At 49.6% G+C, this 9403-nt stretch carries 6 protein-coding genes; 1 reads left to right on the plus strand and 5 read right to left on the minus strand.

Annotation, left to right across the window (positions count from 1 at the left end; translation table 11 throughout):
* Positions 1 to 282: 282 nt before the first annotated feature.
* The 4 genes from HPS55_RS13585 to HPS55_RS13600 form a co-directional block, all read right to left on the minus strand.
* Entirely contained in the window at positions 283 to 2397 is a 2115-nt protein-coding gene (locus HPS55_RS13585; RefSeq protein WP_172177417.1) for a S46 family peptidase, read from the minus strand.
* A gap of 63 nt (positions 2398 to 2460) precedes the next feature.
* Positions 2461 to 3951, minus strand: coding sequence for an oligosaccharide flippase family protein (locus HPS55_RS13590; RefSeq protein WP_172177419.1), 1491 nt, complete (start codon positions 3949 to 3951; stop codon positions 2461 to 2463).
* A gap of 69 nt (positions 3952 to 4020) precedes the next feature.
* Entirely contained in the window at positions 4021 to 5253 is a 1233-nt protein-coding gene (locus HPS55_RS13595; protein WP_172177420.1) for a nucleoside recognition domain-containing protein, read from the minus strand.
* A gap of 198 nt (positions 5254 to 5451) precedes the next feature.
* Positions 5452 to 7368 carry a DUF4842 domain-containing protein gene (locus HPS55_RS13600; RefSeq protein ID WP_172177422.1) on the minus strand — a complete coding sequence of 639 codons (1917 nt, stop codon included), beginning with the start codon at positions 7366 to 7368 and terminating at the stop codon, positions 5452 to 5454.
* Positions 7369 to 7634: 266 nt separating this feature from the next.
* Here HPS55_RS13600 and HPS55_RS13605 point away from each other — a divergent pair, with 266 nt between their 5' ends.
* Positions 7635 to 8666 (plus strand): LruC domain-containing protein, encoded by a 1032-nt coding sequence (locus HPS55_RS13605; protein ID WP_172177424.1) that lies wholly within the window; start codon positions 7635 to 7637, stop codon positions 8664 to 8666.
* 557 nt (positions 8667 to 9223) lie between these two features.
* Here HPS55_RS13605 and HPS55_RS14125 read toward each other — a convergent pair.
* Positions 9224 to 9403: hypothetical protein (locus tag HPS55_RS14125; protein WP_216655541.1), on the minus strand; the 180-nt coding region annotated here is incomplete at its 5' end.

Consider the following 9403-nt stretch of genomic DNA (forward strand, 5'->3'; position numbering starts at 1 on the left):
CAATTACCCATTCGCCCTGAAAGGGCAAAAGCGTTAATTATCAAATACTTACAACCAACACACCCATATATTCTTATGCTTTTGCCCTTTCAGGGCGAATGGGTAATTGAACATAAAACCCGGGGTGCCGCTTCGCTCTGCCCCGGGCTATGTGCTTGTTGCCCCTGCGGGGCGCGTTCTTCCAGGGGCGTTCTGTCCGTACGATAATGTAGTTTAATTTTGTTGACTAACTTATTTACAAGAAAACATCATATAACAGAACCGCGGTAGCAAATTCTTCATTTATTTGGCATTAATCTCCTTGATCAACCGGTCGGCATGTCCCCAACGGTCCATCATGAAGATGACGTAGCGTATGTCTACACCGATACAGCGGGCCAGATGGGAATCGAAGAGCAAGTCGCTCGACAGGCTGTCCCAGTTGCCGTCGAAGGCCAGACCTATGAGTTCGCCCTTGCCGTTGAACATCGGTGAACCGCTGTTGCCGCCGGTGATATCGTTGTTGGTGAGGAAACAGAGGTGCATGTCGCCGGTGGTCTTGTCGGTATAGTTTCCGAAATCTTTGGCTGAGAACAGCTCGTGCATTACAGGTTCGGCATAGTAGTCTACTACCTTGTCACCTGTCTTCATCTTGCTTACGATGCTTGGTGCTGCGGTGTAGTAACCCGATGGCTTGCCGCCGAGAAGGAATCCGCCCACCTGACCGTAACTCAGTCGCATTGTGAAGTTGGCGTCGCTGTAGTGAGGCATGTCTTCTTCCATACGCAGTTTGGCGGCACAGAGGTATTTCTCCTGCTCGGCTATCGAGTCCATGCTGCTCTTCAGACTGCTTGTCAGCGTGTGCATCACTTCGGTAATGTCCATTCCCATCACCACGCCACAGTCTTTGAGGAAGTTTTTCTTGTTGGCATAGAGTTTCTCTCCGCTTTTCATAAGCATTGAGTTGGCATAGATATAGTCAACGTATTTGGTGCAGTCTCCGCCGAACTTCTTGTCGATGGTGGTGTAGAAAGCCGGCAGATATTTCGAGTCGACCTGTTCGCGGTAATTCTTCAGCAGTGCGGCGTATACGTCCTTGTCCGTGGCTTCGTCCCACTCTTTGCTGTTGTCTTCAAATACGATGTACTGTTTCTTCGGCTTGTTGTCAGGTCCCTGATATTTTATACCGTTGTGCACGCGGATGGCACGGGTGGTAAGTTCGTTGGTGCGGAAGAATGTCTCCGTGAACAGTGTGTATGCCTTACGCACGTCAAGACGGGCATCGTAGAGACGTTTCATCAGTTCGAAGTCGAGCTCTTTTTTCAGATATCCCGTAGAGTTCTGGTATTGGCGTATTTTCTGTTCGAAGGCGGCCTTCTGCTGTATTAGTCCTATACTGTCGATACACTTGTTCATGCCGATGGAGTTTTTCCAGTAGTTGGAACTTTGGGCGTATTTCGAGTCGTACTTGATACGTACGGCCTCGTCGGCACGCATGTGGCGTATCATCTGTTCCTGCTTCACGCCGCGTACCTGTGCGCGGGGAGCGTTGATGGCATCGCGGCGTTCGCGTATGCCGTATGACGAGAGATAGCGGTTGGTGCTGCCCGGGTAACCCATGGTCATCGAGAAGTCGCCGTCCTTATATCCCTGCATCGACACGGGAGCCCACGACTCCGGACGGTAGGGCACGTTTTTCTCGTTGTAGTCGGCCGGACCGTTGGTCTTTGGATCGGCATAGATGCGGAATACGGAAAAGTCGCATGTCTGTCTCGGCCACATCCAGTTGTCCGTCTCACCGCCGAACTTGCCCATAGACTTCGGTATGGTGAAGACGAGGCGCAGGTCGCGGAAGTCACGGTAGGTGGTGGCATAGTACTGGTTGCCCTCATAGTACGGCTTGATTTCGAGACGCAGAGTGGAGTCTTTGGCTTTCACGTCTTTAGACCATGCGTTCTCTATCGAATCGACAAACTCTGTGCGGCGCGATGCCGTCATCTTGTCTATTCCCATGGCTTCGAGTTTTTTGGTCACGTCTTTCTGCTCAACCATGAAACTTACGAACATGTCCTTGTTGGGAAGTTCTTCTTCGTATGATTTGGCATAGAATCCGTTGAGCATGTAGTCGTGCTCCACGGTTGAGTGGCTGCGTATGGCCTCGAAACCGCAGTGGTGGTTGGTGAAGACAAGTCCGTCGGGCGATACTACCACACCCGAGCAGAAGCCGCTGAAATTCACCACAGACTTCATTATGGCATTGTTGCCGCTGTAAAGTGCGTCGTAAGGCAGTTCGAAACCTTCCGTCTGCATTTGCTGATAGACAGCTTGCGGCAGATTGTAGAGCGTCCACATACCTTCGTCTGCCTTTGCTGAGGCTACGGCGAGTATTGACGCCAGTGCTAATGTGATTTTTTTCATAAATGTTTTGTTGTTATTTAATCGTTCAATTGTGATTCAATTGTTCTTGTCGGAAGCGGCTGGTCATCTGAAGTACTTGCCCACGACGGGAAGTGATTTCAATGGGAAGTCGCGCCTGACTATCACGGCTGCGAATACGGCTATCAGAAGTGTGTTGGCGCTGATGGCTGCAAGTTGCGGCAGATGGCTGTTGGCGGCTGTCATGGCGGCAAACAGCACTGCGGCAAGTGCCGTATATGCAAAGATATCGCGGAGGGGATAGGCAATCGGGTAGTATATTTGACCTACGAAATATGATATGACCATCGATGTGCCGTAGGCTGCAAAGCCGGCCCACGCGCAGGCCGTGTAGCTGAACCGTGGTATGAGCAGCACGTCTATTACGATGAGAATGACGCATCCTATGGCCGAGAACCATGCTCCCCAGATGGTGCGGTCGGTGAGTTTGTACCAGAATGACAGGTTGAAGAACACGCCGAACATTATTTCTGCGGCCATAACGATGGGCACCACTTTCAGACCGGGCCAGTAGCTTTGTCCTATAATATGGCGAAGTACGTTGATATATCCCATGACGACGAGAAATGCCAGCAGAGTGAATATCACGTAGTATTTCATTGCCATGGCGTATGTCGCGCGGTTGTCGCTGTCCTTGGCTTTGCCGAAGACGAACGGTTCATAGGCGAAGCGGAAAGCCTGGGTTATCATCACCATTATCATGGCTATCTTGATACATGCGCCGTAGATGCCGAGTTGCGTGCTTGCCTCATGAGGCGTACCGTCGTACAGGTAAGGGAATATAATCTGGGATATGCACTGATTGAGCTGTCCGGCCAGTCCCATCACGAGTATCGGCCATGTATAGCGTAGCATGCGCCGGCAGATGCCGGGGTCAAAGCCTGCCGAAATGCCGCGCAGCTCTTTATACAGCATGAGCAGCGTGGCCGCGGTGCAGAAGAAGTTGATATAGAACACCCATGCCACGTCAAGGTGGAAGCTGTCATCGTATATACCCATCGGGTTGAGATTCAAGGCAGGCAGTACTATGAGATACAGCACGTTGAGTATCACGTTCATCAGGATGTTGACAATCTTCAACATGGCGAATTTCATGGGACGGTGCCGGTAGCGCAGATATGCGAAAAGTATGGCCGTAAAGGCATCGATTGCTACAGTTACGAACAGCACCCACACATATTCAGGATGGTCGGCATAGCCTAACAGTTCCGCTATCTGCTGTCGGAATGCTATTATGGCAGTGCAGAATAACAACGATGTGATTCCCACCATGCGCAGTGTGGTGGAGTACACACGGCTCGGGTTTTCCCCCTCCTTGTTCATGAAGCGGAAGAAAGTGGTCTCCATGCCGTATGTGAGCACGATGATAAGCAGTGCCGTATAGGCATAGACATTTGTTATCACGCCATACTGTCCGCCGTCGGCGGTGAACTTTGCCGTCTGTATCGGTACAAGCAGATAGTTGACGAATCGTGCCACTATGCTGCTAAGTCCGTATATGGCCGTGTCTTTGACCAATGATTTCAAGTTTGACATTGTTTTTTTTCTTTTTGGACTGTAAGTCTTTTAAGGTGGGTACTGTTGATGTGGCGGTACTTTATGTCTTTATGAGAAGAACAAATACGAGATAGCCACAGCAGCCACGACTCCTGCCAGGTCTGACAGCAGGCCGCAGGTCACGGCGTGGCGTGTGTGGCGTATGCCCACGCTGCCGAAGTATACGGCGAGGATATAGAACGTGGTGTCGGTTGAGCCTTGGAATATGCAACTCAGACGTCCTGCGAACGAGTCGGCGCCGTAGGTAGCCATGGCATCGACCATCATGCCGCGGGCGCCGCTGCCCGACAGAGGTTTCATCAGTGCCGTCGGCAATGCACCCACGAAGTCGCTGTCCATGCCGCACGATTCCGCGCCGATGCGTATGCCGTCGATAACGATGTCCATGGCGCCCGATGCCCGGAACACCCCCACGGCCACAAGTATGGCCACGAGATAGGGTATGATGCGTATGGCTGTGTTGAAACCGTCTTTCGCACCGTCGATGAAAGCGTCGTACACGTTGATGCGTTTTCTCATTCCTGCCACGATGAATCCCGTGATTATTGTCATGAGCAGCACGTTGGCCACGCTCGTGCTTACTGTGTTCATTGTGTCCTTGTCCATCTGTCCGAACGCCCAGATGATGGCTGCAATGACGGTACACAGTCCTCCGAGAAATATGAGCATTGTACGGTTGACGAGGTTGATGCGCTGGTACAGGCTTGTTACAATGATGCCGGTGAGGGTGGAGAAGAATGTGGTGAGCAGAAGCGGTATGAACACGTCGGTGGGCTGGGCCGCCCCCATCTGTGCCCTGTATACCATGATGCTCACGGGGATTAACGTCAGTCCGCTCGTGTTGAGCACAAGGAACATTATCATCGGATTGGTGGCTGTGTCTTTCTTCGGGTTCAGCTCTTGCAGCTGTTCCATGGCTTTCAGTCCGAGCGGTGTGGCGGCGTTGTCAAGGTTGAGCATGTTGGCGGCTATGTTCATGAAGATGCTTCCCGTGGCCGGATGTCCCTTTGGTATGTCGGGAAACAGGCGTGTGAATACCGGACTGAGCAGCCGTGCAAGTACGTTCACCACACCGCTGCGTTCGCCTATCTTCATGATGCCGAGCCAAAGGGCGAGAATGCCCGTAAGTCCGATAGATATTTCAAATGCAGTCTTGGAGGATGCGAACGTGGAGTCCATCATTGCCGGAAAAACCGTAGTGTCGCCCGTTATCACAAGCCGGCCCAGGGCGATGACAAAAGCGATGATGAAGAATGCTATCCATATATAATTGAGTATCATTGGTGTTGAATTTACCGGCAAAATTAGTCAGATTGACTGAACTCACCAAATATATTACAATCTTTTTCCGATTTTGCATATGAGTTGCCGTGCGGATAAAGAAGAAGTGGGAATAGCGACATGAAAAATTGCATGTCAGGCCATTCCCACCTTCTTTTTTATATTTGTATCCGCTACAAAGTATTGTCGTGATACGGGTTATTTGCTTATCACATTTTTTTCATCGGATATGTTGTTGTACCATGTATTGTCCTGCCAGTTGGCGCCCCACTTGCCGAAATCGGGATATGCATCCGAAATGCTCACACGCTCCTTGGGCCATTTCCATGTGCCCGGCACGCATATTATCTGCGGCACCTCACCTTTTCCGGGAGCGTTGACGCTTACCACCGATGTTTCGTTGTTGGCCACATATATCTTGAATCCGCCCATGTTCTCTGTCATAGAGAAGTCGGCCGGTACGCTTATCTTCTTCGGTTCGCTTACAGTCGTGTTCTTCTCTTCGGTTGTCATTACGTTGGTTGCCACGCCAAGCATTTCATGGGCCTCGCCAATCTCCGTGTCACCGCGGAATATGGTTGCGGGCAGTATGCCGCCGGCATCGAGCACTGTCACTTCTGCTTCAGTCTTTCCTGCTATATGGGAAACTCTGAATACTACATCGTTGAAATCGAAGTCGTCGGTGCTTCCAAGGTCTTCACAGGCGAGAATCCATTCTTGCGGAGCGGGGTCGTTGCCAATGTCTGGAATGTCGTGTGACTTGAATTTGCCGTTTACGAAGAACAGGATATCGTTCATGTCATCGTCTCCTCCCTCATCTTCCATTCCGAGGACAGTCTGTCCGTTCCAACGATAGGTAACGAATGTTTGTGCGGCATCATATTCTTTCCAACTCGGATGATTCTCATTTCTCTTGTAATAGAAATCTCTGTTCATCCATGGCAGAGAGTAGCGTATATTAAAGCAATATTGGTCTTCGTTCCACCATGAACCGTTATTGCCAATAATCTCGAAGAATACGATATGTGTGCCGGCAGGGAATGTGAACGAACTGTTGCCATTCTCGTCGAAGTAGGCCAGCTTGTAGGTCGTTCCCGTAAGAGTGGCGTCGGCTCCGTCATATTTTTCATAAGACTCTACCAAGCCTGGAAGTTTCATGCCGTCTTGCTCTCCCATGCTTGTTCCGTCTATGGTTACATTGTGCTGTGGGCGGGCATCGTCCATAAGCAGATATCGCGGTGATCTCAATATTTCATCCTTTGTCGCACCGTCTTTGTAGCAGATGTAACCGAGTTTGTTGAACTTTATTGTTCCGCCATACATGAATGTAATTTCCATCGGACCATCCTCTTCCATTACATACTCTGCACCTTCAGACGGCTTCAGGTCTTCTTCCCATTTGATAAGGTTGCATTCGCCTTTCTCGTTGTATTGTTGTTCTGCGAAGACGCCACCTTTTCCAACGATGTCGACAATATCGGAAATCTTCCATGAAGAGCCGGTTTTGGTTGCCACATTGTTAAGTTTGTACAGGTCGAAAACGTCATTGTACTTTATTGCCGGATTATATTGGCTCTCATATAGGTCGGCCGGCCAATACCCTTTTTCGTCTCTGAAAACATTGTTGGTTTTGATCGTCTCTCCCAACGAAGTTCCGCATCCGTCTTCAGCTCTTGTTCCTCTTGTATTGAGCGCGATGTTGATTTCTCCGTTGTCGATGCTGAAATAGTTGCCGAGGAGTATCCTGTCGTTCCGGTCCGTTATCAGTACGTAGGCGTCTTTGGCCGATTCTTCATAGTCGAACGAGAAAGTACGGGTCTGTGCCGGATATGCTGCAACCAGCCTGCTGTTGAGCCCACCGGGCAGTCCGGTGTATACCATGATGTTTGCCGCGTCCTGCATGCCGTCGAGACTTACAGACGCTGTCACTTTGGCGGCAACATTCCAATCCTGTTCCGGATTGATGTCTCCGAACGTGTTTTTCCAATTCTTTTCATACTGTGCCTTGTTCGGGTTCAGATCCGGATTGTAGTAATCCGTTTCATGAGAGCATGCTGAAAATACGATTGCGCCTGTGGCTATAGCCATGACAGCGCTTTTATCAAAAAACTTCATGTTGGTAAAATTTATATTTATTTCTTACTAAACTCACTGATTTTATTTCAGTACTATGCCATTATGGATTTGTGTTGCACAAGACGTCATGGTAGTGTTCGTGCTATTATAATCCGGTAAAGATAAAGAATGCGCTACAAAGATATTTTATTTTCTTTGTAATTATGTATTATATATGTGTAAAAAATGTTAATCAAGGCTTGCTTTTCCACCTTTTTATATTGTAAATCCACCTGTAGCCTAATTTTTTTATACATTTGCAGATTATGATAAGGTCATTCGTATTTATGTTCAGTCGGCTCGTGGCTCGTATTTCCGTAGCCGCGGCACTGATTTTTGTCGCGGCCTGTGACGACGATTATTTCGACAAGTCGCATTATGAAGAGATAATAGGCCGTGCCTTTCCCGTGGAGAATGTTGCCCGGGAACACCGTTGGACGATAGTGGATTCAGCTTCGGTCGAACCGTTGAGATATTGCTTTGAAGACAATTTTCCGCAGGAAGGCGACTACGATTTCAATGATTGCGTGCTAACTGTATCGCCCACTGTCGACGGCCGTACGGTTACGTTGCGTGTGAGTCTTGACGCCGTAGGCACTGTCAAGCAGATTGCGGCCGCCATGCGGGTGAAAGGCGTCAGGGCTGACGATGTGGTGCCGGTGGCGGTCGAAGGGGATTTTGACACCGACAGGCCTCAGGCTTCGTTCCGTATAATCGACACCGATGCCGTGCTGTTGCCACCGTCCCACCGCCGTACGGACGACTTGGTTGTCAGGCTTTTCAACGATGCCCATTGGTCTATAGGCCGCACGTTGGAACGGGACGGCAGTGTGCGCCGTCATATGTACAACACGGTCGGTACGTCGGCCACAGACAGCCGTATACCGCATTCGGCAGTCCGACCGGCTGTGGCCGTCTATACCCTCCGTTGCTCCACCGAGGCCGTGGCGGCGGCGTTTGTGGCCGGTAACATGGACGTGTTCATAATAGAGAATTTCAATGGCACATATATGGAAGTACACACTCGTATGTTCAAGACCGACGAGGTGATATACCATTATATAGCCTCGCCGTCCGATTATGACGACCCTTACATATGGGCATTGCAGCTGCCGGCAGAGTTCCTCTATCCTACTGAGGGCACAGCTATAGGCACAGGCCGCAACGGAGTCTTTTCGGGCGCTTATCATACCCCAGGACATTCTTTTGCCGAGTGGGCCGCAGATCCGGTCCGTGCCACCGACTGGTGGCAGTATCCGTCGAAGCAGATGGTATATCCGTCGGGACGGAACCGGTGACTGTATAAATACGCGGTTTCATTTTCGGTACAGGCTCCGGTTCATGCGGTTTGACGGGAATGTCGGTTTTATTCTGAAAAAAACGCATTTTATTTTTTCCGAAATAGAAAAGCCGTGAGACCCTCTCTGCTTTCTTTACATGCGTTTTTTGGGGGGCCAACTCGCCGTAAGGGCCTCCCGACATCGCCATAACGGCCTTATTGGAGTGCAACGGGGCCGTCGTCGCAATGCAATAAGGCCGTTATTGCAAGGTCAAACGGCCCTCTCTGCTTTCTTGACAAAGCTCCGCTGTCGTAACATGTTGATTGTCAGCGCTTCCCGTTTGAAGCAAAAATCGCGATTTTCGGGCATTGGTGCGGAAATCGCGATTCGGATGTCGCTTAACATACGTTAAAGTAAATATTTTTATAATCCCATGGCATGGAGTATGATAAAGAGTTCCGGGTGTGGTGACCTCCGTATTGATAATGGCCGTAGGTATAGTTTTTTTTGATACATTTGCCCATTTGTTTGTGCTAAGACGGATTCTGTAAATTGACCGCCTGTGATTTTAATGGTTACATATCGGTTGCCTTAAAGTCAGAATACGGATTTTTGCAATATAGAGAATGAACTCTCTCTGGAAGAACGCGCCCCGCAGGGTAGGGTGGCCATAATTTGTGGTTCATTTTTAGTATCAAAATAGCATTAAATTTAGCAATAACTGTATGATATTTAAATAATTGACTTTTTATATT

It is taken from the genome of Xylanibacter rodentium (genome assembly GCF_013166575.1).
GTDB lineage: Bacteria > Bacteroidota > Bacteroidia > Bacteroidales > Bacteroidaceae > Prevotella > Prevotella rodentium.

Bases quoted from the DNA above. Each gene is read 5' to 3' on its own strand.
- HPS55_RS13585 (WP_172177417.1), bottom strand. From the start codon at position 2,397: ATGAAAAAAATCACATTAGCACTGGCGTCAATACTCGCCGTAGCCTCA.
- HPS55_RS13590 (WP_172177419.1), bottom strand. From the start codon at position 3,951: ATGTCAAACTTGAAATCATTGGTCAAAGACACGGCCATATACGGACTT.
- HPS55_RS13595 (WP_172177420.1), bottom strand. From the start codon at position 5,253: ATGATACTCAATTATATATGGATAGCATTCTTCATCATCGCTTTTGTC.
- HPS55_RS13600 (WP_172177422.1), bottom strand. From the start codon at position 7,368: ATGAAGTTTTTTGATAAAAGCGCTGTCATGGCTATAGCCACAGGCGCA.
- HPS55_RS13605 (WP_172177424.1), top strand. From the start codon at position 7,635: ATGATAAGGTCATTCGTATTTATGTTCAGTCGGCTCGTGGCTCGTATT.